The sequence below is a fragment of the Arthrobacter sp. AQ5-05 genome (genome assembly GCF_003287975.1).
Lineage (GTDB): Bacteria > Actinomycetota > Actinomycetes > Actinomycetales > Micrococcaceae > Paeniglutamicibacter.
Genome location: NZ_QMKQ01000004.1, coordinates 146,799 through 168,868 on the forward strand (window position 1 = coordinate 146,799; position 22,070 = coordinate 168,868).

18 protein-coding genes and 2 pseudogenes are annotated in these 22,070 nt (G+C 69.2%); 16 read left to right on the forward strand and 4 right to left on the reverse strand.

The genetic code is table 11. The features are described 5' to 3' along the window. Window positions 1–91: 91 nt before the first annotated feature. Window positions 92–415, forward strand: a complete 324-nt coding sequence (locus tag DQ353_RS21285; RefSeq protein ID WP_220093980.1) for a hypothetical protein — start codon at window positions 92–94, stop codon at window positions 413–415. Window positions 416–2,020: 1,605 nt separating this feature from the next. Here the strand turns inward: DQ353_RS21285 and DQ353_RS06420 are convergent. Beyond that, window positions 2,021–2,278 carry a metal-sensitive transcriptional regulator gene (locus tag DQ353_RS06420; protein ID WP_113761944.1) on the reverse strand — a complete coding sequence of 86 codons (258 nt, stop codon included), beginning with the start codon at window positions 2,276–2,278 and terminating at the stop codon, window positions 2,021–2,023. 163 nt (window positions 2,279–2,441) lie between these two features. On the opposite strand from DQ353_RS06420, the gene DQ353_RS22710 reads away from it, so the two are divergent. From DQ353_RS22710 to DQ353_RS06455, 8 genes are all read left to right on the forward strand, one after another. Beyond that, window positions 2,442–2,618 carry a DUF8730 family Cys-rich protein gene (locus DQ353_RS22710; protein ID WP_502696380.1) on the forward strand — a complete coding sequence of 59 codons (177 nt, stop codon included), beginning with the start codon at window positions 2,442–2,444 and terminating at the stop codon, window positions 2,616–2,618. A 193-nt stretch (window positions 2,619–2,811) separates the two neighbouring features. Next, entirely contained in the window at window positions 2,812–4,209 is a 1,398-nt protein-coding gene (locus DQ353_RS06425; protein ID WP_113761945.1) for an MBL fold metallo-hydrolase, read from the forward strand. 115 nt (window positions 4,210–4,324) lie between these two features. Continuing rightward, entirely contained in the window at window positions 4,325–4,909 is a 585-nt protein-coding gene (locus DQ353_RS06430) for a rhodanese-like domain-containing protein (RefSeq protein ID WP_113761946.1), read from the forward strand. A gap of 120 nt (window positions 4,910–5,029) precedes the next feature. Continuing rightward, window positions 5,030–5,326 (forward strand): rhodanese-like domain-containing protein, encoded by a 297-nt coding sequence (locus DQ353_RS06435; protein WP_113761947.1) that lies wholly within the window; start codon window positions 5,030–5,032, stop codon window positions 5,324–5,326. A 62-nt stretch (window positions 5,327–5,388) separates the two neighbouring features. Further along, window positions 5,389–6,285: a sulfite exporter TauE/SafE family protein gene (locus DQ353_RS06440; protein ID WP_113761948.1), complete on the forward strand. Its 897-nt coding sequence runs from the start codon at window positions 5,389–5,391 to the stop codon at window positions 6,283–6,285. Between the two features lie 55 nt (window positions 6,286–6,340). Continuing rightward, a complete protein-coding gene (locus DQ353_RS06445; RefSeq protein WP_113761949.1) occupies window positions 6,341–7,669 on the forward strand; it encodes an MFS transporter in 1,329 nt (442 codons plus the stop codon). A gap of 87 nt (window positions 7,670–7,756) precedes the next feature. After that, window positions 7,757–8,167: a DUF302 domain-containing protein gene (locus DQ353_RS06450; RefSeq protein ID WP_113761950.1), complete on the forward strand. Its 411-nt coding sequence runs from the start codon at window positions 7,757–7,759 to the stop codon at window positions 8,165–8,167. Window positions 8,168–9,188: 1,021 nt separating this feature from the next. Next, window positions 9,189–10,187 (forward strand): 3'-5' exonuclease, encoded by a 999-nt coding sequence (locus DQ353_RS06455; RefSeq protein ID WP_113761951.1) that lies wholly within the window; start codon window positions 9,189–9,191, stop codon window positions 10,185–10,187. A gap of 48 nt (window positions 10,188–10,235) precedes the next feature. Here DQ353_RS06455 and DQ353_RS06460 read toward each other — a convergent pair whose 3' ends face one another. After that, entirely contained in the window at window positions 10,236–12,332 is a 2,097-nt protein-coding gene (locus DQ353_RS06460) for a bifunctional lysylphosphatidylglycerol flippase/synthetase MprF (RefSeq protein WP_181578276.1), read from the reverse strand. A gap of 10 nt (window positions 12,333–12,342) precedes the next feature. Beyond that, window positions 12,343–13,311 carry an ADP-ribosylglycohydrolase family protein gene (locus DQ353_RS06465; RefSeq protein ID WP_181578277.1) on the reverse strand — a complete coding sequence of 323 codons (969 nt, stop codon included), beginning with the start codon at window positions 13,309–13,311 and terminating at the stop codon, window positions 12,343–12,345. 79 nt (window positions 13,312–13,390) lie between these two features. On the opposite strand from DQ353_RS06465, the gene DQ353_RS06470 reads away from it, so the two are divergent. The 3 genes from DQ353_RS06470 (at window position 13,391) to DQ353_RS06480 (ending at window position 19,106) form a co-directional block, all read left to right on the forward strand. Beyond that, entirely contained in the window at window positions 13,391–14,557 is a 1,167-nt protein-coding gene (locus tag DQ353_RS06470; protein ID WP_113761953.1) for an exonuclease SbcCD subunit D, read from the forward strand. Then, the gene (locus DQ353_RS06475) at window positions 14,554–17,727 is read left to right on the forward strand and encodes an AAA family ATPase (RefSeq protein ID WP_113761954.1); all 3,174 of its coding nucleotides are present in this window, start codon (window positions 14,554–14,556) and stop codon (window positions 17,725–17,727) included. The genes DQ353_RS06470 and DQ353_RS06475 overlap by 4 nt, the downstream gene beginning before the upstream one ends. 107 nt (window positions 17,728–17,834) lie before the next feature. Further along, the gene (locus DQ353_RS06480) at window positions 17,835–19,106 is read left to right on the forward strand and encodes an MFS transporter (RefSeq protein ID WP_113762019.1); all 1,272 of its coding nucleotides are present in this window, start codon (window positions 17,835–17,837) and stop codon (window positions 19,104–19,106) included. Between the two features lie 88 nt (window positions 19,107–19,194). On the opposite strand, the gene DQ353_RS06485 is transcribed toward DQ353_RS06480, so the two are convergent. Then, window positions 19,195–19,911 (reverse strand): IclR family transcriptional regulator, encoded by a 717-nt coding sequence (locus tag DQ353_RS06485; RefSeq protein WP_113761955.1) that lies wholly within the window; start codon window positions 19,909–19,911, stop codon window positions 19,195–19,197. 189 nt (window positions 19,912–20,100) lie between these two features. On the opposite strand from DQ353_RS06485, the gene DQ353_RS06490 reads away from it, so the two are divergent. The 4 genes and pseudogenes from DQ353_RS06490 to DQ353_RS22185 all read left to right on the forward strand — a co-directional run. Further along, the gene (locus tag DQ353_RS06490; protein ID WP_113762020.1) at window positions 20,101–20,640 is read left to right on the forward strand and encodes a flavin reductase family protein; all 540 of its coding nucleotides are present in this window, start codon (window positions 20,101–20,103) and stop codon (window positions 20,638–20,640) included. 81 nt (window positions 20,641–20,721) lie between these two features. Then, window positions 20,722–20,958 (forward strand): annotated as a pseudogene (locus DQ353_RS22175) (4-hydroxyphenylacetate 3-hydroxylase N-terminal domain-containing protein); the annotation flags it as partial. A gap of 217 nt (window positions 20,959–21,175) precedes the next feature. Then, a complete protein-coding gene (locus tag DQ353_RS22180; protein WP_286166658.1) occupies window positions 21,176–21,751 on the forward strand; it encodes a 4-hydroxyphenylacetate 3-hydroxylase N-terminal domain-containing protein in 576 nt (191 codons plus the stop codon). A gap of 47 nt (window positions 21,752–21,798) precedes the next feature. After that, window positions 21,799–22,020: pseudogene (locus DQ353_RS22185) on the forward strand (4-hydroxyphenylacetate 3-hydroxylase C-terminal domain-containing protein); the annotation flags it as partial. Between the last annotated feature and the right edge of the window lie 50 nt (window positions 22,021–22,070).

Consider the following 22,070-nt stretch of genomic DNA (forward strand, 5'->3'; position numbering starts at 1 on the left):
TGCGGTCCGAGAGCGGCGGGTCGTCGTAGGTGCCAACGCTGATTCCCGGGCGATCTTCTTTCAGGTTGCGGGGCTCGCCGAACCCGTGAGCGTGGCCGACACCATGGCCGTAGAGACCCTGGACCCCTCGATCAACGGTTTCTCCTGCTGCCGCATGAACGATGCGACCATGGCCCAGGGCGTGAACCTCTTGGCTGCACGATGGATCCTGGACGGGAATCGAGGCGGTGGCACCTATGCCGCCACCGGGGACCGCGGCCACTTGCTTGAACGGATGGACAGCGCGTTCATTGCCCAAGACATCAAACCGCTGGTCAGTGAGGCGAATAGGCAGGCATTGATGCCGAGACGCAGGAACGGGAAGGTCCGCCGGCCACTGGCTGCCGACGCGCCCGAAAGGCGTGTCCGATCATGAAGACGACCCCTCGCCGACCCCCGAGCTGCGCAGCCCTACCAAGAACTACCGCAACGGCTGCGCACTGGACTCGGATGCCTTGTCCCCGAATCATGACGTCCCCGGGGGGAAGTCCGGAAACAAGGAATGCGGGGCAGCCGTGGCATCGGCAGGACCACCCCGGGAAGAATCTTCGGGGTTGGGGATTCCCGACCAACGGCGAGGCACTGGCCCACGGACTGTCTCCGTACAAAGCCGGCGAGACGCCGTATGGATCTGCTTCACCCTCCAATCGCAGGAGCCTTCCGACGACTTCGGCGCGCGTCAAGCTTTCCAGGCCGGCCGGGGAATCTGTCTTCCTGGATTGTGGCGGGCGCGAGGATGGTGCCCATGCCGTCCTCAAGGGCCAGGATCGTCGCCTGAATTCGGAGCAGTGAGGCCGCCACCAGCGCCAAGGACTCGCCCCGCTGATGCGCAGCGTCCGGCGTCGTACCGTGCGCTGAGAGTCCGAAGAGGGCGCATGGGCACGTGGGGCGGGGGTTCCGCGAAGCGGTGACACGGCGATGTTACGCCGGCCGGAGGCCAAAGCCACTGATGATGCCCTGGGCCTGTTCGCTGTCACGGTGGAAACCAGTCCGGTTGGCCCCGCGAGGCGCTCCAGCTGCAAGCGGCGCCAGTTCACCCTGCCACAGCCGAGGAAAGCGTCACGGATCGTGGCCGGGGCGGCGAAGGTGGCCTTCAGGGAGCTGGAATCGATCGGAGAAGTCAGGACTTGAGGTTGACGTGGCCGCACCGGGGCATCCGGCACGATGGCGACCTTGGCGCTCCAAGACGGTGGCTCGGCGCAAAATGCCATGCGCGGGGCGCTGGAGCTGGCCGGTGGCACAGCCAAGCCGTTCCCGTACCTGTGGGGTGCGCAGCTTGGCCGGGGCACGGAGACTGGGCGGACGATGGCCCCGCCAGGCCGGCGAGAAGCCGCTGCTGTCCAAGGAAATCGACGGCACTCGCGCACCGCCGTATGGACACAACGCGGTGTAGGCGAACGACTGGCAACGCAAGCCGGCAGCGGACCTCGATGCGTGCGTGGTGTGTGTCCAGGGTTGACCGGGCCCCGCCGCCACACTGTTGGTTGGATCCAGGCGCCGCATGCCCATGGGCGGGGGCTGCGAGGCGGTGCGCGAAGACCTCCCGTCGGCCCGCGGCCGGCGAAGAAGGCCTGCAGCGCAGAGCCGGCTGCTCGGGGTGTTGGCTGCCGCCCGGCGGCGGATAGCCGAGCGCCTCGAAGACGTCGGTGGCAATGCGAATGCCGGTGTCCTCCCTGCCGCCGGGCCTCACAGAAGGCCATTGGCATGAATTGGCCATCGGTGAGGGTTCTGCCAGACCCCGACCCGGGTGGATGGAAATGCCAGACGGCCCGCGGCTTATGCGGAACGAGCTGTCGCAACAAGGCGTCTTGCCCTTCAAGGTGCGTGGCACAAATCGTTTCACCCTGTTTGGTGGCCGAGGCGACAAGGAGACCGTCGACGGACCGAACCATTCTTCAAGCTGATTCAAGGACTGCTTGCCAGCTGACCACGGGGCGCTGAACGGTTGCGGCCGGAAGGATCGACGACGTTGCCGGGAACGCTAGGCCAGTGAGAGGAAGAGCTTTTCCAGGTCGGCGCGGTCGGCTGTTGGGTCCTCGCTCTTCAGGCACTGCTCCAACCCGGTGGCGATGATGGAGAAGCCGGCGCGGTCGATGGCCTTGGAGGCCGCGGACAGCTGGGTGACGACCGTGCGGCAGTCGCTGCCTTCCTCGAGCATGCGAATCACCGCGTTGAGCTGTCCTTGGGCGCGCTTGAGCCTGTTGATTGCGGGCTTCAGGGTGTCCGCTTCAAGTTCCATGGTGGGTTCCTTCCGGGTGCTGGCTTTCTCCAAGTGTATACCCCCGGGGGTTTCTTTGGGTGTCGACACAGCCAATTCCACATACCCCCGGGGGTATGTGCCATACTTGAGCCCAGGGGGGTGGTCACGCCCCCTCGATCACCTAAGACCGAAAGAGAACCACATGTGCCGAACGACCAAATGCCGCAAGTGCCAGAAGACCACCTGGGCCGGATGCGGCCAGCACGTCAAGCAGGTCATGGCCAATGTGCCGCGCAGTGAACGCTGCTCCTGCGATCCAAATGCCCCGAAAGCACCCAGCAGCGAAGGCGGGTTCTTCGCGCGCCTCTTTGGCCGCTAGGCCCGGCCGCTCCGTGCCGTGCGGCGGTCGGCGCCAGCTTGAATGGTGCCGACCGCCCTTTTTGCAGGGCAAACGATCCCGGGTACCGGGCAATGGATGACTTGACGCATACCCCCAGGGGTATTATTGTTTGAAGTGGAGCTGATACCCCCAGGGGTATGAAGCGCAAGCAGACCAACAACAAGGAGAACCAATGCTTCTCGAACGCATCTATGACGAGGACCTCGCACAGGCCAGCTACCTCATTGGCTGCCAGGCCAAGGGCGAGGCCGTCGTGGTGGACGCCCGCCGCGACATCCAGGTGTACCAGGATCTTGCCGCAAAAAACGGCATGGAGATTGTCGCAGTCACCGAAACCCATATCCACGCGGACTACCTTTCGGGAACCCGGGAGCTGGCCGCGGCAACCGGTGCAAAGATCTTCGTCTCGGGCGAGGGCGGGACGGACTGGCAGTACGAGTTCGAGGCCGAACGCCTCCTCGACCAGTCCACCATCACCCTGGGCAACATCACCGTCACCGCCCTGCACACCCCCGGACACACCCCCGAACACCTTTCCTTCCTGGTCACCGACGGCGCCTTCAGCGACAAGCCCGGCTTCCTGCTCTCGGGCGACTTCGTCTTCTCCGGCGACCTGGGCCGCCCGGACCTGCTCGACGAGGCCGCTGGCGGAATCGACACCCGCTTCGCCGGGGCCCACGACCTGTTCACTTCCCTGAAGGAAAAGTTCCTGACCCTGCCCGACTACGTGCAGGTTTACCCGGGCCACGGCGCCGGCAGCGCCTGCGGCAAGGCGCTGGGCGCGATCCCGTCCTCCACGGTCGGGTACGAACGCAACTTTGCCTGGTGGGGCCCCTACCTGGAGCCAAACGACGAGGCCGGTTTCGTCGAGGCCCTACTTGACGGGCAGCCCGACGCCCACGCCTACTTCGGCCGCATGAAGCGCGAAAACCGCCAGGGCCCGGCCGTCCTGGGCGATCGTGCACCGCTGGCCGAGCTGGCCACCGGGGATGTCGCCGCCGCCCTGGCCGCCGACGAAATCGGCGTGGTCGACACCCGCCACCACACCCTGGTCCACGAGGGCACCGCCGCCGGGGCACTGAACATCCCCGCCGGGACCAAGGCCGCCAGCTACGGTGCCTGGGCCGTGGACCCGGAAACGGACCAGCGCCCGCTGGTGCTCTTGGCTCCGGACAGCGAGAGCGCCACCGAGATGTGGGACCACCTCATCCGTGTGGGCATAGACAAGGTTGCCGGATACATCACGTCCCTGGACGGCCTGCCGGTCTACGTGCCTCGCACGATCTCCCCTGCCGAGCTGGCAGGGTTCGATGCCACCCTGCTGCTGGATGTGCGCAACAAGACCGAGCACGCCGCCGGGCACGTGCCGGGTTCCGAGCAGCTCAGCGCCGGCCGCGTGCTCTGGAACACCGACAACCTTCCATCCGACGGCGTGATCGTGAGCTACTGCCAGTCCGGGGTGCGCAACTCCGTGGCTGCCTCCGCCCTGCGCCGTGCCGGGTTCGACATCGTCGAGGTCGAGGGCAGCTACGCCGGATGGGCCAACTGGAAGCAGCTGCAGGACGCCTAGCGTTCTCCACCGCCCATCCCTCCCCCATAAATTCCACCTATTCCCGGTCCCGCATCCCCCTTTCCGGATGCGGGACCGGCCGGGCGCCATGCCCGGCAGAAAGGGCCCACAAGCCATGAACCCCATTCCCCAGACCACCAGCCCCGAAGAACTCAAGGACTGGATCGCCACCGGCTCCGACGTCGTGGTGCTTGACGTGCGCTCCGCCGCCGAATTCGAATCCCTGCACATCTCGGGCTCCTACAACGTCCCCCTCCCGTTGTTGGCCGAACACACCGAGGAACTTGCTTCGAAGCTCGACACCAAGGTGGTGCTGGTCTGCCAATCCGGCGTGCGCGCCACCGAAGCCAAGACAAACCTCGCGTCGGTCGGATTCGGCAACGCCCACGTCCTGGCCGGCGGCGTCCCCGCCTACAAGCAGGCCGGCGGCCGGACCGTTGAAGGTTCCAAGCGCTGGGACCTGGAACGCCAGGTGCGCATGGCCGCCGGTTCCCTGGTGATCGCCGGACTGGCCGGGGGCAAGTTCCTCTCCCCGCAGATCCGCACCGTTGCCGGGGTCATCGGGGCGGGACTGACCTTCTCCGCGGCCACCAACACCTGCGCCATGGGCAAGGCCCTGGCCAAGATGCCGTGGAACAAGACCGGCAACGAACCGACCCGCGCGTCGGTCCTCGCCCAGCTTCCGCCCAAGAAGTCCTAGCACACACCCGGTTGGCCCGCCGCCAACCGGATTCCTCCCGGTTTCCGGGCCCGGGTCGCGTTGATCCGGGCCCGGAAGGCACCCACATACCGCTTGAACACGCCCCCGAAGGAGCAGACCATGCCCGAAATCACCATCACCGACACCGACCAGCGACGCGCCACGGACCAGCTCATTGACGTCCGCGAAGACTTCGAAATCACCGAGGGCATGATCCCCGAAGCCATCCACATCCCCATGGGCGAGCTCAACACCCGCCTGGGCGAGATCGACCGGACCCGCCCCGTCATCGTCATCTGCCGCAGCGGCAACCGCAGCGCCCGTGTCGCCGATGCCCTCACCGGGGCCGGATTCACCGCCGACACCATGGCCGGCGGCATGACCGCCTGGCAACGCGCCGGCCTGCCCGTCACCTAAAGCCACGCACCGGCGCCACCCCGCACGCACTCCTCCCTTCCTCCCCAGACAAGGCCCCTTCCATGACCCTCACCCTCGTACTGACCCTCCTGTTTTCGGTGCTGATCGGGCTCTCGCTCGGCCTGCTCGGCGGGGGCGGGTCCATCCTCACCGTCCCGATCCTCACCTACGTTGCAGGCATGAACCCCAAGGAAGCCATCGCCGCCTCGCTCTTCGTCGTCGGCGCGACCTCCGCCGTCAGTGCGGTGACCCACGCCCGCAAGAAGCGCGTCAAATGGCGCACCGGGCTCGTCTTCGGGGCCGCCGGCATGGCCGGGGCCTTCGGCGGCGGCCTCCTGGGGGGCCATATTCCCGGAACGATCCTCATGATCGCGTTTGCCCTCATGATGGTCGCCACCTCCCTGGCCATGATCCGCGGCCGCAAGGACCGCACCACCGTGGCCCACGACGGTGAACTCCCCGTGCTCAAGGTCATCCTCGAGGGCCTGGTCGTGGGCCTGGTCACCGGGCTCGTCGGCGCCGGCGGCGGTTTCCTCGTCGTTCCGGCACTCGCCCTGCTCGGTGGCTTGTCGATGCCCGTCGCGGTCGGCACCTCGCTGGTGGTTATCGCCATGAAGTCCTTCGCCGGACTTGGCGGCTACCTCACCACCGTCTCCCTGGACTGGGCATTGGTCGGCGGGGTCACGGCCGCCGCGATCCTTGGTTCCTTCCTCGGCGCCCGGCTGGCCGGACGGATCCCCGAAGCGGCCCTGCGCAAGGGCTTTGGCTTCTTCGTCCTGGCCATGGGCGTCTTCGTCCTCGTCCAGGAACTGCCCTCCCCGGCCAACCTCATCCTGGGCATCACCGCCGGCGCAGCCGCGGCGGTTGCGGCGCTGTGCTGGTTCGTGATCCCCGCCTGCCCCCTGCGGCGCAAATCGCCCACACCCCCTGCCGCCAACATGGCAACCGAAGCCCGCTAGTCTCCGGCTCCCCGCCGTGTTGCCCCTCCCGCCCCGGCACCCCTGGAGTCCGCGCATGAAACCGTCCACCACCAAGATCCTCCCCGTCCTGGGCCTGCGCGCCAACGCGGCCCAGTTCGCCTTGCTTGTCGCGGTCAACGCGCTGGTCGGCGGGATGGTCGGGCAACAGCAAACCGTCCTTCCGCTGCTGGCCCACGCGGAGTTCGGCCTGAGCGGATACACGTTCCTCTTCGCCTACGTGGCCGCCTTCGGGATCGCCAAGGCAGCCTCCAACTGGTTCGCCGGGACCCTCTCGGACCGCTACGGACGCAAACCCGTGCTGCTGGCCGGCTGGCTCTTCGCCATTCCGGTGCCGCTGATGCTCATCTTCGCCCCGGACTGGGGCTGGGTCGTCGCGGCGAACGTGCTGCTGGGCATCAACCAGGGCCTGACCTGGTCGACCACCGTCATCATGAAGATCGACCTGGTGGGTCCGGCGCAGCGCGGCCTGGCCATGGGCCTGAATGAGGCCGCCGGGTACGGGGCCGTGGCAGCCACCTCCCTGCTGGCCGGATACCTCGCCGAGCAGTACGGGCTGCGCCCCGCACCCTTCCTCCTGGGCCTGGCCTACACGGCCCTGGCCCTGCTGCTGTCGGGGGTGTTCGTCCGGGAGACCCGCCCCCACGCACTCCTGGATGCCGGAAACATGGCATCCCGCGGCACCTCCGTGAGCCATGGCATGGACTCCGACCCGACCAACCGCCAGGTCTTTGCCCTGGCCAGCTTCCGGGAACCGGCCTTGTCTTCGGCGAGCCTGGCCGGATTGGTGAACAACCTGAATTTCGGACTTTCCTGGGGCCTGTTCCCGCTCCTGTTCGCCACCGCGGACCTCGGCACCAGCCAGATCGGCCTGCTCTTCGCCCTGTATCCCGGGGTGTGGGGCATTGGCCAAATGTTCACCGGTGCCCTCTCGGACCGGATCGGGCGCAAACACCTCATCACCGCCGGCATGTTGGTCCAAGCCACAGCCCTTGCCCTCATCGCCCTCGGAAACGGCTTTGGCGCCTGGGCATCGGGAACCGTATTGCTCGGCGCGGGAACCGCCATGGTCTACCCCACGCTGCTGGCCGCCGTCGGCGACGTCGCACACCCCGTGTGGCGGGGACGGGCAGTGGGCGTCTACCGGGTGTGGCGTGATCTCGGATATGCCGTCGGCGCCATCGCCGGCGGGATCATTGCCGACCTCATGGGGATGCACGCGGCCATCTGGATGGCAGCGACCCTCAGCGCAGCCGCGGCCCTGGTTGTCGCGATCCGCATGTATGAAACACACCTGCCGCATCCCCGGCCGGACCACGCGGTCGATACCGCCGCAATGCTTCCGCCCGATCGACCCAACACGTAGCATGGGCACGGAGCCGAGGGATCCTGCCATGGCGGACCCCGCAGCCGCCCAGGCAGGCCTCCGCACCACGAGCCCAGGAGAAACACCATGACGTACACCCACGCCATCACCGTCCCGCTGTCATGGCGAGATGCCGTCGCCAGGACCCGCGGCGCCCTTGCAGAACAGGGATTCGGTGTCCTGACGGAAATCGACGTGAAGGAGACCTTCACCCGGAAGCTGGGCCAGGAAGCAGGGGACGCCGTGGGGGACTACATCATCCTCGGGGCCTGCAACCCGCAATTGGCCCAACGCGGCATCACCGCCGAACCACAGTTGGGCGCGCTGCTCCCATGCAACGTCGTCGTGCGTCGCGCCCCCGAGGCCACGGAAACCACCATCGAGGCCATCGACCCGCAAACCCTGGTCCAACTCAGCCCGGGCGATGCGACACGCGAGGTCGCCAACGATGCCGACGCCAGAATCCAGGCGGCACTGAAGGAAATCTCAGGCAGTTAGGGCCCCGAGGCCGACCCGGACGGCGGTGGTCGAGGACGGTGCTGTCGGAACGCCGCGGATGCACTGTTCCGTGCGCAGGCCGGATTCCCGCGTGCGAATGATTCCCGTGGGCGTGAACCGGCCGCTTTCCAAGAGCCAGACGGTGGTGGGCACATCACCTGTGTCGCCCATCGAATGCAGGGCGAATGAACGGTGCGGAGCGTTGGTGCCCGCGTGGCGTCCGGTTGGGCGCAAAGGCCCCGGCCGGACCGTCTGGAATGCCCACTGGTCTTCACCACACCGAATTGGACGGGCCCCGGCCGAAAATCGCCTGCATGCGCCGCCGGCTGTCCACCGTGCGGGCAGCCGGCGGGTGGATCTGCCCACGGGTCCGGGCCGGCGTGCCTGGTCGGCCGCGCGGCCCTCGACGGTTCCCCCCAAGACGAAGACCACGGCAACCTGCCGTGCTTGCTGCCGGCGGGGAAGGACGCGGAGCATGGGTGGAGGCTTCGGGAAGATATCTGTTCATCGCTCTTTGGCCACCGCGTGCAAGCCCGTGTCCTCGTGGGGCAGCATGTGGCAGTGGTGGACGGACTTCGGTGAAATCGTCGAAGGCGAACCGTACGACGCCGCCGGTGCCGACCGGAACAATGACCGGGTCCTGCCATTGGCGGGGTTCCGGCACGGCCCGCCCGCTCGAAGATCTGCGTATGCCGCACGTGTGGATGCCCTGGGTGGGTGACGGCGCAGGTGTTGCCCCGCACCCGTTCCCCGATACGTCAGGAGAAACAGCCGCAACGAGGATTGCCCTGTCGAGGATTTGCCCCTGATGGCCACCGGGTCATCCCGGCACCCGGAACCGCGCCGGTTGCGGAGAACACTTCGCACCGGCCCGCGGCCCAGGCACCGGTCGAACCCGGCGGGGAGGCGAAGCGGCAAGCCTCCCCGCGGGGGGTTCGCCGTGCCGTGTGCGGTGTCATTCGCGACACATGCGGGCGTCGCGGTGCCCAAGGTGCGTGGGATCGACGGTATCCTTTGGTGCGTGGCCCTGGACTTTACATCGATCGACTTTGAAACCGCCAACGGATTCCGTGGCTCCGCCTGCAGCGTCGGGCTCAGCCGGGTCCGCAACGGCACCATCGTCGAGGAAGCCTCCTGGCTGATGCGCCCGCCGGAGGGCTTTGACCACTTCGATCCACGCAACGTGATGATCCACCGCATCACCGCGGACATGGTCGCCGACGCCCCGCGGTTTGGCGAACTATTCACCCCGATGGCCAACTTCATCGGCACCGACACCCTCGTGGCGCACAACGCCGCCTTCGACCTGGGCGTGATCCGCTCCGCCCTGGAGGTCTCCGGGCTCGCCGGACCGGCGTTCGACTACGCCTGCACCGTGAAGATGTCCCGGCGCACCTACGAGCTCTCCTCCTACTCGCTGCCTTTTGTGGCGCAGGAGGCCGGCTCGCCGATGGAAAACCACCATGATGCGCTGGCCGATGCCCGGGCCTGCGCGAACATCATGATCGACATCGCCCGCCGCCAGGAAGCCGACGCGGTGGCCGCGGCCGCCGAGTCGCTGAAGGTGAAGATGGGCTTCGCCCCGGCCTACGTGCCGGGCGACGAACTGTCCAAGGCCACCCGCGACGCCCAGGGCTGGGCCGCCAGCGGGAACCGCGTGCCGATGCAGCCCGAATGGGCCGCGTGGCCGCAGGAGGGCGAGGACCGCACCGCGGTGCCCGGGGCCGACCCCGCGCACCCGCTGTTCGGCGAGACGGTGGTGTTCACCGGAAACCTGCGCATCTCGCGGCAAATCGCCAAGGACCGCTCCGCCGAGCGCGGGGCCAACACCGCCAGCCGGGTCACCCGCGCGACCACTGTGCTGGTGGTCGGCGACGGCTTCGTGCCCGAGGACCTGTCCACCGGCCGGCTCACCGGCAAGGCCAAGCGGGTGCTGCGCCTGCAGGAGGCCGGGCAACGCGTGGCGATCCTTTCCGAGGGCGAATTCCTGCAGCTGATCGACGGCTTCGACGCCGCCTGAGCAAGCCGGCACGGCCTCGCGCGCGGACGCTCGCGGGCCACGGCCGCCCTAGCGCCGTCCGCGCAACGCGCCGAAGCCCTCGCGGGCCAGCTGCCCCACGCTGGCCTCTGGCAGGTACGCCCGGGCCAGTGCACCGGCGATCCGCGGCAAGTCCGACTCGTCGCGGTACACCAGGTACATCGGCACGATGCGCGGGGAAAACTTCGCCTTGAACGCGTGCAGCGACCCGAACCCGTAGAGCGGTTCCAGGGCCCTGGCCAGGGCGGCGAGCACCCGGTCCACCGGTTCGGTCCCCGCGCCATGCACGGCATGGGCCAGCGGGGCCCCGGAGAGCGAGGCGAAGGCCGCTCCCTCGTCGGAAAACGTGCGCAGCGAGGAGGCGATGAGGAACTCCATGACCGGCCCGAAGCCGCCCTCGCGCCGGCGCATCAAATCCAGCGTCCACCCGCTCACGGTTCCTCCGGCGCAATACACCGGCAGCCAGGACAGGAATCCCTGGATGGTTCCGCTGCGGTCCTGTGCCAGGGCCACGCGCACCGCCGGGTCCGCGGCTTCCGCCAAGGTGCCCAGGGTGAAGCGCATCGGCGGCAGCGACCTGTCCCCGGCCCAGGAGTCGGAGATTTCCTCCAGCGCCGCGCGCACCGGCTCCGGCTCGTCGATCAGCGCCGTCAGCCGGAAGGACACCTCTTCCCGGGCCGCGCGGTTCAGCGCCGTGCGCACATCGGACCATGCCTTCCCGGCGAAGGCCAGATCCGGCAGGTCAACGATGGTGTCCTCGGCGACCTGCATGAAGCGCCACGCATCGGTCGGCGCCACCGGGGGTCCGGTGACGGAGAAGAAGCAGGGGACAAGCCCGGCTGCCTCGGCCGCGTGCGCGAAGTCGGCCATTGCCGCATCCCGGTCACCGGCCGGGCCCACAGGGTCGCCGAGGGCGACCGCGCACCCGGAGTGGACCTGGTAGGCCAGCAGCGAACCGCCGGGGGTGTGGCGGTGCTGGTTGGGGGCCCAGGTGCCCATCCAGGACAGCGTGCCGCCCCCGTGTGTCTTAAGTGCCGTGACGATCTCGGCCCGGTCGGCCGGTGGACGGGGCGTGTCCGCGGGCAACCGCTTGGCCACACGCACCCGGAAGGCCCGCCAGCAGATCAGCAGGTAGGCCAGCATCAGCACCCAAAGCCCCGCCACCGCTGCGGCCAGCGAGGCGAAGCCGTGGTGCGGAAGCTGCGGGCCGATGGTCACAACCAGCGTGATGCCCGCGGCCCCGCGCAGCACGTTGAGCACCGCCAGCGCCAGCGCGCCGGCCCAGGCCAGGCGCCGTCCGGAACGCAGCCCGCGGGCCAGGGCGATGGCCAGGGCCGCATCGATGAGCACCGCCCAGTGCCCCCCTCCGGCCTGCGTGGGGCCGAAGGGCCCGTGCGTGGGCACGATGATGGTCAGGATCTGCACCGCAACCAGCCCCACCAGCCCCACCCAGGCCACGTAGCGCTGCTCGCGCAAGTTCGGAAGGGTGATGCTGCGGTGCCTGAACACCAGCACCAGCAGGATCGCTGCACAATGCTGCAGATCGCCGACCTCGCCAAAGAGCATGACCGAAAGCACCGCGAAGGCCAGCAGCAGGAACTGCCAGCGTCCGCGCCAGGGCTGGCGCACGTGGCAGGCGGCCATCGTGAGGCAGGCGAAGACCCCGCCGGAAGGCCCGGTATCGATGTCGGTGGCCAACCCGTCGATCCAGCCCGAGCCCAGGTCGCGGAAGAGCAACAGGGCCCCGGCGGTGAGCAGGAAGGCACCGAGCTGCCCGCCGAGGAACGCGAGCACCGCCGTGCGCGTGCCGCGGGTGGCTTCCAGCCAGCCAACACCCAGCGGCAGCAGCAGCAGCACCGAAATGTAGGCCAGCGGCTCGGTGAGGATGACGATCCCGGCAAAGGCCCCGGCCCAGGTCCCGCCCTCGCCGGTGGGCAGCGGGAAGCCGATGGCGTCGAACCAGTTGTTGCGCGACCCGGCGCCGAAGATCGTGCCGGTGAGGATCCCTGCAAGCAGCACCACCAGCCACAGCACCGCGGTGAACGGGGCCGCGGCGATGGCAGCGCGCACCGCGCGCAGCATCGAAGCCCACCGGGTGGTCAGCGGGGCGCGGCGTGTTCCGGGCATCGGTGTTCGGCTACTGCCCGGCGGTGAGGGCCATCCAGCGCTCGTGCATGGCATCGAGGATCGGGTCGATCTCCGAGGCCGGGCGGTGGGCCACCGCGTCGGTGCCCTGCACCGCCGCCAGCAGCGTGGTGGCAAACGCGGCGGTCTCCACGTCGGGTTCCTCGCCCAGCGCGTCAAAGAGTGCGTCGTAGGCGGCCTTCGGTTCGGTGTGTGACAGCGCGTTGCGCACGTGGCCGACGGCCCGGAAGAGCCCGGCCCCGGCCGTGCACTGCGGTTCCCGGCCCGGCGTTTCACCGGTGTGTTCGTCGGTGTCCGCCTCGGTGGCCTCCGCCGCATCGTGGGCGGGTTCCTCGATGGCGAATTCCTGCACCAGGGCGGCCCAGCGGTCCACGGAGTCGGTCCCGGATTCCAGTGCGGCGCGCACCACCAGGGCCGCGGCCCCGGCCGCGCGGTGCGCACTCGGTGCGCCGTGGGTCAGCGCAGCGGCATCCGTGGCGATCTTGGCCGTGGTGGCCTCATCGACCCGCGGCAGCAACGCCACGAACGCGGCGCGGGTGAGCACCCCCGTGGTGTCGGCCTGCGGGAACAACGGGCGGCCCACCGAGGCCATGTCGCGGTTGTCCAGGGCCAGCAGGTTCTGCGAGTCGCCCGGGGCCAGGGCCGGAGCACCGGCGAAGGCCGTATCGATCCAGCGCGGCTGCGGCTCGGGTGCGCCCTCCGGGTAGGACTTGTTCACCAGCTTGTACCAGCGCAGCGCGGCCAGCCACATGCAGGCCGCCTCGTCGGAGGCCACGCCGTCGTGGGCCCATTCCAGGGCCTCGAGCAGCCCGTCGAGCAGGTACAGGGCCAGGGTCTCGGTTTCGCCGGGCTCCTGCGCATCGCGGGCATGGGCCGCGCCGTCGGCCGCGGCCAGCAGGACCCCGAAGACACGGTCGGAAAAATCGGCGGGAAGCGCGTACTGATCAGTTGATTCACTCACGGAAGCAAGTCTAGTGGTTTTGCACAGGCAGGCAGGGCCGAATACCAACCAGTGGCCGCCGCTGGCTACTGTGGAACCCATGCGTATCTTGCACACCTCCGACTGGCACCTGGGCCGCTCCTTCCACCAGGCCTCGCTGCTTGAGGCCCAACGTGAATTCGTCGACCGGCTCGTTGCGACCATCGAGGCCGAGGCCGTCGATGTGCTGCTGGTATCCGGGGACGTCTATGACCGGGCGCTGCCCTCGGTGGACGCGGTGAAGCTCTTCGACGACTCCCTGGTGCGGCTGCGGGATACCGGGGTGGCGATGGTCATCACCAGCGGGAACCACGACTCGGCGCTGCGCCTGGGCTTCGGCTCGGCACTGCTGGAGCACGCGGGGCTGCACCTGCGCACCCGGGTCGCGGACATCGCCAAGCCCGCGGTGTTCGCCGGCGACGGGTTTGAGGTGGCCGTCTACGGGCTGCCCTACCTGGAGCCGCGCATGGTCGCCGAGTCCCTGGGTGTCACCGAGCCCGGGCACCCGCCGGTGGTTTCCGCCGCGCTTCAGCGGGTCCGCGCGGACCTGGCCGCCCGGCAGGAAGCCGCGAGCCTCCCCGTGCACGGGATCGTGCTGGCGCACGTCTTTGCCGCCGGGGGCGCCGGCTCCGATTCCGAGCGCGAGCTGAGCATCGGCGGGCTGGACATCGTGCCCACCTCGTTCTTCGCCGATTTCACCTATGCGGCCCTCGGGCACCTGCACGGCCGCCAGGTACTGGGCCAGAACGTGCGCTACTCCGGTTCCCCGATCCCGTACTCCTTCTCCGAGGCCGGGCACTCCAAGGGTGCCTGGCTGCTGGAGCTGGGCCCCGGGGGACTGGGGGAGGTGCGCGGCATCGACTGGCCCGCATCCAAGGAGCTGCGCATCCTCAAGGGCAAGATCGAGGCGCTGCTCACCGACCCGGCCTACGCCGCGGCGCAGGACGCCTGGTGCCAGATCACCCTGACCGACACCCACCGGCCCGCCGGGGCCATGGAGCGGCTGCGCGGACGCTTCCCGGACACCCTGGTGCTGAACTTCGAGCCCGAGGACCGAGCGGAGGATCCACACCATTCCTACGCGCAGCGGCTGGCCGCTGCCACTTCGCCGGTCCAGGTCTGTGCCGGGTTCGTCGACCATGTGCGGATGCGGCCCCTGAGCGAGGCCGAGGAAGAACTGGTGGTCTCGGTGCTGGACCAGGTCAAGAGCGAAAAGGTGCAGGCATGAGGGTCCATTCGCTTCAGCTCCAGGCCTTTGGCCCCTTCGCCAAGCGGGCAACCATCGACTTCGATGCGCTCTCCGAGGCCGGGATCTTCCTGCTCAACGGGGAGACCGGCGCCGGGAAGACCAGCGTGCTGGACGGGATCTGCTACGCGCTCTACGGCTCGCTGCCCGGGGTGCGGACCGGGTCCAAGTCGCTGCGCAGCGACCACGCGGTCCCCGATGCGGTGCCGGAGGTCATCTGCGAATTCTCCACCGGCGGGCGGCGCTTCGAGGTCACCCGCTCCCCGGCCTGGGACAAGCCTTCAAAGCGCAGCAAAAAAGGCTTCACCACGGAGAACGCCCAATCCCGGCTGCGTGAACGCATCGACGGGGCGTGGGTGGAGAAATCCACGCGCAACGACGAGGTCGGCGACACGCTCAAGGGGATCCTGGGCCTGGACAGGGAACAGTTCACCAAGGTCGCGATGCTGCCGCAGGGCGCCTTTGCCGCGTTCCTGCGCGCCAAGGACAAGGAACGCGAGGACCTGTTGCGTTCGCTCTTCGACACCAGCGACTACGCGGCGACCGAGCGGATCCTGGGCGAGCGGCTCAACGCCGCCCGCGCCGAGGCCGAGGAGGCCGCGCGTGCCCGGACCACCACGTTGCAGACGCTGGTGGCCGACGCCGAGACCACGCTGTTCGCACAGGTCCGCGACGCCGAGGCCGGGGAAACCGGCGAGGACAACGAGGACGACCCCGGGCAGGGCATGGCAGCGGAGTCCGGATTGCCGCCCGAGGCCCGCGAACACCTGCAGGCCGGGGATGATGCCGGGCTTGGCACCGTGCTGCGCGAACACGTCGCCGCCACCCGCACCGCGCTGGGCGAGGCACGCAGTTCGGCCGAGGCGGAGCTCGCCGCGGCCCGGGATTCGCGGACCGCATTGGATGAGCGGGCCGCCCGGCACCGCCAGCTGGCCGAACTGGGAACCCTTCGCGCATCCCACGAGAACCGCGCCGAAGAGATTGCCGCACTCGGGGCGTTGCTGGAGGCCGATGCCCGCGCCGTCGGGCTGCGCCCGTACCACCAGCAATTGCTCGATGCCCGGACCAAGGCCGATGCGGCCCATCGCCGGCTGGCCGAGGCCATGGCCGCGATCGAATCCGGCGAGGCCCGGGCGGCACTGGATGCCCGGGACCCCGGCATCGAGACCCTGCTGGCCGCCGCGCGCAGTGCGGAGCCCGATCCCACGGCACTTGAGGCCCTGGGTGGGCATGCCGGCGAAGCGGCCAAGGCCTCCCGGGCCGCCGCCGCCCTGATCGAGGCCGCGCTGCCCGAGGAAGCCGAACTGGCCCAGGCCCGCAAGGACATCGACGCCCTGCAGGAGGACATCGAGGCCGGCACGCAACGGCAGGCCGAGCGATCCGCCCGCATCCACGCCCTCGGGGAACAACTCCCGGTCCTGCGCACCCGGAACGCGGAACTGGCCGCGCTCGCCGAATCCGCACCGGGCCTGGAATCCGCGGTGCACGCTGCCACCGAGCGCCGCGACGCGGTGGCCGCCCGCAGCAAGGCGGAGAAGGCGCAGCTGACCGCGCACAGCGCCTGGAACAAGGCGCGCACCGGAACCCTTGAAGCCAAGGAACGGGTCGCCGCACTGGTCGCGCTGCGCCTGGAGCAGTCTGCCGCGGTCCTGGCCCAGGAGCTGGTTGACGGGGACCCGTGCCTGGTGTGCGGATCCACCACGCACCCGGAACCTGCCGCCCTGCCCGACGGCGAGCTGATCGGGGTCCGGGACATCGAGGCAGCCCAGGGCGTGCTGGCCGCGGCGGAAAAGACCGAAGAGAAACACCGTGCGGCGCTGAAGAAGGCGGACACGGCACTGGATGTCGGCCGCGGCAAGATCGGCGAGCTCTCGACCGAGGAGGCGGAGGCCGAGCTGTCGAGGGCCTCCGACGCGTTGGCAAAGGCGCGGGCCTCGGGGGCCGAATCCGCCGCCGCGGCCCTGACACTGGAAACGGCCGAAACCGAGCTCGAAACCCTGAACGCGGCACTGGCCTCGGCCGCCACCGCACTTGAGGTTGCGGCCGCCAAGAAGCAGGCCGAGGAGGCCAAGGCCATCAAGCTTGCCGCGCGCCTGGCAAGGCTGGGCAGGGACGGCCAGTCCCTGGCCGAACGCCACGCGGACCTTTCCGCCGCCGCCACCGACCTGGAAACCCTGGCCGGTGCGGTGCACGCATGCCTCGACGCGGGCACCGCACTGGAGGGTGCGCGGCTCCTGTGGGCGGGCAAGCTGGCCGGCATCGGGGCGGCGGACACCGCCGCCTGGCAGGAACAACTCCTGGACGATGCCCGGCGCACCGCCGAGCAGGCACGCGTGCGCGGGCACAACGACGCGGCCGTGCGCATCAAGACCCTGGCCGAGGCGCCGGGCATCGAACTGGCCCGCAACGAAGCGGCCGCAGGGCTTGGGGCCCCGGGCGAAGACGACATCGAGGCCGCCGGCCAGGCCGTGGACCGGGGCGCGGCGGCACGCGACGGCCTGCTGGCCCGCGACGCGGTGCTTGCCAGCTACGCCGCACGCCTGGAAGCCGCCCTTGAACGCCTCGCCGCGCTGGCCGTGGAAGCCGGCCCGGTCATCGAACGCTTCGAGACCCTCAAGGGCATTGCCGACCTGGCCCGCGGCGCGGGGGAGAACCGGTTGAAGATGACGCTGAGCACCTACGTGCTCGCCGCGCGACTGGAATCGGTGGCGCTGGCGGCAACCGAGCGGCTGCTGGCGATGACCGGGCAGCGCTACTCGCTGGTCCACGACGACACCCCGCGCGGCAACAACAAATCGGGTCTGGGCCTGCAGATCCTTGACTCCTGGACCGGGGTGCGGCGCGACACCCAGACGCTCTCCGGCGGCGAGTCGTTCATGGCCTCGCTGTCCCTGGCCCTGGGACTGGCCGATGTCATCCAGCACTCCTCCGGCGGCATCGACATCGAGACGCTCTTCGTCGACGAGGGCTTCGGCTCCCTGGATGCCGAGACGCTCGAGGAGGTCATGGACGCGCTGGAGAACCTGCGCAGCGGCGGACGGGTCATCGGGGTCGTCTCGCACGTGGCGGACATGAAGCAGCGCATCACCACCCAGCTGAATGTGCACAAGTCACGCACGGGTTCCACGGTGTCGATGCAGGCGGGGGTGTGACCGGGACCCTTGTGGCCCTCCGATAGACTGTTCGGTGGTTGCAAAGGGTTTTGTGTAGCGGGAGGCAGGGACGGTACACGCGTGTATGTGGAGTGCCCGTCATCACCATGAGTAATTCCGTTTCCAGGAAATCAACACCCCAGACCTCGCCCTATGCGGCGCTTCCGCCGCTGGTCGGCTGGGCCTTCTTCCCCCTGGGCTTCTTCGCCCGCCTGCCGCTGGCCATGTTGACCATCGGGTCGATGACCCTGCTGATCGACTCGACCGGCTCCTACACGGCCGGCGGCATGGCCGCTGCCATGGTCGGGATCGGTTCGGCCGTGGGAGGGCCCACCATCGGCTACCTCTCGGACCGCTTCGGCCAGCGCCGCGTGCTGGTCCCGGTGGCAGTGGCCCAGGCGATCCTGATCACCGCGCTGCTCTGGTTCGGGGGCGCCGGCCCGCTGGCGCCGCTGGGCGTCATCGTGCTGCTGGCCATCCTGGCCGGGGCCACCGGCCCGCAGGTCGGCCCGCTGGCCCGCGTGCGCTGGATGGCGCTGACCCGCAAGCGCGAAACCGGGGGACGAGAGCTATCCGCGGCCCTGAGCTACGAATCGATGGTCGACGAACTGGGCTTCGTGCTCGGTCCGGCGGCCGTGGGCCTGTTTGCCGCATTGGTTGCACCCTGGCTGCCGCTGGCGATCGCAGCGGTCCTGACCATCGTCCTGGTCCCGCTCTTCGCGGTGCACCGCACCGAAAAGGCCGTGCTGCCCGCGGTGAAGAACGCCGTGAAGACGAAGCTGGGCGCGCAGCAGGTCACCGGGATTTCCTTCGCCGTGGCCGGCATGATCGGCATGGGCACCTTCTTCGGGGCCAGCGCCGCCGGAACCCTGGCCTTTGCCGGGGCACTGGGCAACGCCAACATCGGCGGGCTGCTGTACGCCGCGGTCGGGTTCACCTCCGCGATCGCCGCGCTCTCGGTGGCCTTCTGGCCCAGCGGGTGGCCGCAAGCCAGCCGCTGGCTGGCCGCGGGGATCTTCATGGTTCCTGCCGCCCTGGCCCTGCAGCTTCCCGGGGATCTTGTCCCGATGATCGCCGCCCTGCTGCTTGTGGGCATCCCCGTGGGCCCGGTGCTGGTCACGATCTTCACCCTCGGCGGGGAAATCGCCCCGCGTGAGCGCCTGTCCACGGTCATGACGCTGCTGTCCTCGGGGATCGTGGTGGGCACCGCCATCGGCAACTCGTTGGCCGGGCTGCTGGCCGATTCCCACGGCTATGCCGGCGCCTACGCGGTGGCTGCCGGGGCCGCCGGGTTGATCCTGGCTGCCGGCATCGCGATGGCGCTCCTGCGCCAGCACCAGCGCCGCACCATGCTCGCTGGCAACGGCCCGCGCGCCTGACCGCAACCGCGCGGAACCAACGGCGGGTGCCGGCACCGAGGAAGTGCTCCTCGTGCCGGCGCCCGCTTTTTCGCTTTCCGGGGCGGGATCAGGCCAGTTCGGCCTCGATGGCCAGCGCCGCGGCCTTCATCCGGGCGCCGATGGCAGGGACCTCGCTGGTGTTCGATCCGGTGCTGTAGACCACCGCGACGGCCGCCGGAAGCCGGCCGGGTACGTTGATGGGAGCGGCCACGGAGGACAGTCCCGGGATGACCTCGTCGATGCTGGTGGCGTAGCCCTGGGCCCGGGCCACTGCGGCGTTCTGCCGGTACGGGGTCTCGTGGTTCAGGGCGTTCCACTGGGCCTGGGTAAGCGTGGACTGCATGGCGATGCCCGGCGCCCCGTGCCCGAAGGGGTGCCGGGTGCCGGGGTGCTGGACCACCGCGGCATGCACGTGGCGCGGCTCGACCGTCACCAGCGTGGTGCAGTCGGGCTGGTCCCACACGGCAATGAAGGCACACATTTTCAGTTCGTTGGCCAGCACCGTCAGCTCGGGCAGCGCCGCGCTTTGCAGGTCGCGCTGCACCCCGCGGGCCAGCACCGCCAGCCCGGGGGCCCCGTGCACCCGGCCGGACTCGTCGCGGGTGACCAGGCGGTGGGATTCGAGGGTGCGCAGAATCCGGTAGGCAATCGAGCGGTGCACACCCATGTCGGCTGCCAGCTCCGCAATGGTCCGCGGGCCGTCGGCCTCGGCCAGGATCTCGAGCATGCGGATGCCGCGGGACAGGGTCTGCGATGCCGGGGCGGGGGTGCTGGGGGCAGTCATGGGTTTGGTGGCCATCCTCTGGGGAATCGTGCGACGTGGCGTGCCGGGTCCCGGCGGGGGTTGTTGGGCAACCGGTGCTGGGCTATGGTGCAGATACAGTTCTTTATTGGAACCATACGTTCGATATTAGAACATTTCCTCCTTCGTTGCGAGGAATCGAACGGCCGGAAATGAATGCAGGGGCACGCCATGATCGTTCCGCGCAACCGGGAAGCCGCAGAGGGCGGCATTCCGCGCAGGATCGATGCCTCAACATTGCCACATTTCCGCGGCAGCCTCGGGCGTTTTGCCACAGGAGTCGCCATCGTGACCTTTGACGGGGCAACCCGCCGGCACGGGATCACCGTCAATTCCTTCACCTCCGTCTCCATGGACCCACCGCTGGTGCTGGTGTCCATCGCCCGCAAGTCCAGGGCCCACGACGAACTGGCCAACAACCCATTCACCGTGAACATCCTGGGTGCCGAGCAAAAGGAGCTGGCCCTTCACTTCGCCGGCCGCCCGAGCCACGATCCTGCCTGGATCGAGGGGGAGATTGCCCCGCGGCTGGCCGGGGTCCTCGCTTATTTCTCGTGCACCCCGTGGGCCGCCTACGACGGCGGGGACCACACCCTGTACCTGGGTCAGGTCCAGGATTTCAACTACCGCCGTGGCGACGCACTGGCCTTCGCCAACTCCGCCTTCACCACCATCCCCGAAAGCCAACTGGGCGTCGAGGAGCTGCTCTAGGTCCGCGCGCCCCGCTGGGCCCTTCCCGCACAGCACCGCAACATCCGAAGATCGCCCACCACGCAAGAAGCGGTCTTCACCATGGGAATCCGAACCGGCCAACGGTTCAGGGACAAGCTCGATGCGATGAACCCACACCTCGTGATCGACGGGGAGGTGGTTTCGAAGAACCTCATGCAGCATCCCGCCTTCAAGAACCTGGCGCCGACCTACGCCAAGCTCTTTGACATGCAGCACGACCCGGCGTACCAGGACGCCCTGACCTGCACCTCGCCCACCACCGGACAGAAGGTCAACGCCTCCTTCCCCCTCCCGCGCACCAAGGAGGACCCGGCCAACGCCGGGCCGCGACCAACACCTGGGCGCAGTACTCCAACGGATTTCTGGGCCGCACCGCCGACCACAGGAACTGGGCGCTCACCGCCCTGGCCGGCGCCAAGACCTGCTTCGCCCAGGCCGACCCGGTCTGCGGGGAACGCATCGAGGCGTACTGCCGGTTCGCGCGCGAAACGACCTGCTGGCCACCCGCACGCTGATCCCGCCGCGGGTCAACCGCCCGGTCTCCGGATCCGAGCAGCTCGGCGGGCAGCTCACCGCCCGCATCGTGGAGGAACGCTCCGACGGCGTGATCATCAACGGAGCCAGGATGCCGGCCACCATTGCCCCGATCTCCGACGAGCTTCTGGTCTTCCCCTCCACGGTGCTGCGCGGCACCCCGGAGGACGCCGCGCACCCCTTCGCCCTGGCGGTGCCCAACGATACCCCGCGGCTGCGCTACCTTTGCCGCACCGGATTGCACAACGGCGGGAACACCCACGACGAGCCGCTTGCAGTGCGCTTCGACGAGATCGACGCGGTGGTGGCGTTCGACGACGTGTTCATGCCCAACGAGCGGATCTTCCTGCCCGGGCACGCCGAGCTGTGCAACGCCTGGTGGGTGGACACCGGTGCCGGAGCGCTGATGACCCGCCAGGTCGTCACCCGCACCGTGGCCAAGTCCGCATTCTTCCCCGGGCTGGCCTCGGAGATCGGCAAGGCGCTGGTGGTGGCCGCCGAGGCGCAGGCCGCGCTGGGCGTCGACCGGGTGCTGCTGCCCGCCGGGACACGCTGAACGCGGCACGGAACCGGTACCCGAAGGTTTCCCAGCGCTTTCCGGAGATCATTCGCATGATGTGCGCCTCGGGACTGGCGGCGCTGCCCGGGCAGACGGACCTGGAAGTGGCGGGCGAGGACATCGCCAAGTACCGGCAGGGCAAGCCGCTGACCGGCCCCGAGCGCATTGCGCTGTTCAAGCTGCCCTGCGACGCCTCGAGCACCGGGTTCGCCGGGCGCCAATCGCTCTACGAGTACTTCTTCTGCGGCGACCCGGTGCGCATGGCCGGGGCCATGGTCAACGGCCACGACCGCGAGCCGGTGCGTGCCAGGGTGCG

Bases quoted from the DNA above. Each gene is read 5' to 3' on its own strand.
- DQ353_RS06435 (WP_113761947.1), top strand. From the start codon at position 5,030: ATGCCCGAAATCACCATCACCGACACCGACCAGCGACGCGCCACGGAC.
- DQ353_RS06420 (WP_113761944.1), bottom strand. From the start codon at position 2,278: ATGGAACTTGAAGCGGACACCCTGAAGCCCGCAATCAACAGGCTCAAG.
- DQ353_RS06485 (WP_113761955.1), bottom strand. From the start codon at position 19,911: ATGACTGCCCCCAGCACCCCCGCCCCGGCATCGCAGACCCTGTCCCGC.
- DQ353_RS06480 (WP_113762019.1), top strand. From the start codon at position 17,835: ATGAGTAATTCCGTTTCCAGGAAATCAACACCCCAGACCTCGCCCTAT.
- DQ353_RS06445 (WP_113761949.1), top strand. From the start codon at position 6,341: ATGAAACCGTCCACCACCAAGATCCTCCCCGTCCTGGGCCTGCGCGCC.
- DQ353_RS06450 (WP_113761950.1), top strand. From the start codon at position 7,757: ATGACGTACACCCACGCCATCACCGTCCCGCTGTCATGGCGAGATGCC.
- DQ353_RS06425 (WP_113761945.1), top strand. From the start codon at position 2,812: ATGCTTCTCGAACGCATCTATGACGAGGACCTCGCACAGGCCAGCTAC.
- DQ353_RS06430 (WP_113761946.1), top strand. From the start codon at position 4,325: ATGAACCCCATTCCCCAGACCACCAGCCCCGAAGAACTCAAGGACTGG.
- DQ353_RS06440 (WP_113761948.1), top strand. From the start codon at position 5,389: ATGACCCTCACCCTCGTACTGACCCTCCTGTTTTCGGTGCTGATCGGG.
- DQ353_RS06490 (WP_113762020.1), top strand. From the start codon at position 20,101: ATGATCGTTCCGCGCAACCGGGAAGCCGCAGAGGGCGGCATTCCGCGC.
- DQ353_RS06460 (WP_181578276.1), bottom strand. From the start codon at position 12,332: ATGCCCGGAACACGCCGCGCCCCGCTGACCACCCGGTGGGCTTCGATG.
- DQ353_RS22710 (WP_502696380.1), top strand. From the start codon at position 2,442: ATGTGCCGAACGACCAAATGCCGCAAGTGCCAGAAGACCACCTGGGCC.
- DQ353_RS06475 (WP_113761954.1), top strand. From the start codon at position 14,554: ATGAGGGTCCATTCGCTTCAGCTCCAGGCCTTTGGCCCCTTCGCCAAG.
- DQ353_RS06470 (WP_113761953.1), top strand. From the start codon at position 13,391: ATGCGTATCTTGCACACCTCCGACTGGCACCTGGGCCGCTCCTTCCAC.